The 1385-nt window shown below is 72.2% G+C and carries 1 protein-coding gene; it reads right to left on the bottom strand.

Features of this window, described 5'->3' with window-relative positions:
* Window positions 1–40 precede the first annotated feature (40 nt).
* On the bottom strand, window positions 41–1342 hold the full coding sequence (locus B0F77_RS40500; protein ID WP_425435794.1) for a carboxylesterase/lipase family protein: 1302 nt from the start codon (window positions 1340–1342) through the stop codon (window positions 41–43).
* Window positions 1343–1385: the final 43 nt, after the last annotated feature.

Here is a 1385-nt window from a genome sequence, read left to right as displayed (position 1 = left end):
GATCGTTCCCGCGAGCCGGACCACCCCCACTGGCTCGGCGTCAGGTCGTGCCCTGGCCCCACAGGTCGCAGTTGTGCTGGGCACCAAGGGTTCGGGCGGTGATGAGAGTCGAGCCGGCGGCGTCCAGCGACATCACCCGTGCCGTACCGGTGAAGGCGGGCCAGGGTGTTCGTCCGGCCGCGTCGGGCCGGCCGGTGCGCACGAAGTTGCCCCACGCGTCGACCATGTTCGCGGCCAGGCGCCGCTCGGCGGCGTTGAACGTGGGCGCGATCGGGGTGCCGTTGTCGAAGTTGGGCCACAGGTAGGCGAGTTCGGCCGCGTGGCCCGCACCCCAGACGAAGCCGGGGATGGGAGTGAGGCCAGGCCCGGTGCGGTGGGCGAACTCGTAGGCGAACGTGCGGGTGTACCGGGCGAAGGTGCGAGTGAGCTCCAGGTTCGGGCAGCCGCCGACGCGGGCGATCAGACCGGCGTCGGTCATGATCGCTCCGACCAGGTACACCGGCGTGAACGTGTCCGCGTTGGCCGGCCAGGGATAGCGCGCGAGCACGGCGTCCGCCTGACTCGGGAAACTCGCCCGGACGAACGCCTCGTACGCCATCCGGTCCTGGCCCGCGAACCCCAGTGCGAACGTGCGTCCCTCGTCACGGGTCGCCCCGATCACGATCGGGACCCTGACGAAGGCTCCGCTGTGCACGGCGTCGTCCGGGGCCTGCGGCAGTGCCGGGACGCCGCTGACGAACCCCGCGTTCACCTGGGTGTCGACCAGACGGCCCGGCGGCAGTGCGCGCAGGCACGTGACTGCGGTCGCGGGGTCGGTGCAGCCGAGTGCCCGCGCGGCCGCGGTGCCGGACGTCTCCGCCTGGGCCAAAGTCTGGCTGTAGCACGAACCGCTCTGGATCATGGCGGCTCGGAACAGCCCGCGGGAGCCCGGCGCGGTCAGGTTGGCGCAGACCGACCAGCCGCCCGCCGACTCACCGCCGATGGTCACCTGCCGCGGGTCTCCGCCGAAGGAGGCGATGTTGCGCTGCACCCAGCGCAGCGCGGTCTGCTGGTCGAACAGGCCGTAGTTGCCGGACTGCCCGCGACCTTCGGCGGTCAGGCCAGGGTGGGNNCCGCCGTGAATCCAGACGTACACCGGCCGTTTTGGTCCACTGTGGACTGACGTGGGGCGCTGGACGTTGAGGAACAGGCAGTCCTCGGTCTCCGACCGAGGCCCGTTGGAGCTCACCGCGGTCGGGCACCGGTTGCCGTAGGACGTCGCCGAGCGCACACCCGGCCAGCGGGCCGCCGGCTGCGGTGGCTTCCAGCGCAGCCGCCCGACGGGTGCCGCCGCGTAAGGCACACCGAGAAAGCTGTCGACGCCGCCGCTCCTGGCACCGCGCAGG

Source organism: Lentzea kentuckyensis, assembly GCF_002150765.1.
Lineage (GTDB): Bacteria > Actinomycetota > Actinomycetes > Mycobacteriales > Pseudonocardiaceae > Lentzea > Lentzea kentuckyensis.
Note: the sequence above shows the minus strand (reverse complement) of the source record. Positions and strands in the feature narration are given on the sequence as shown.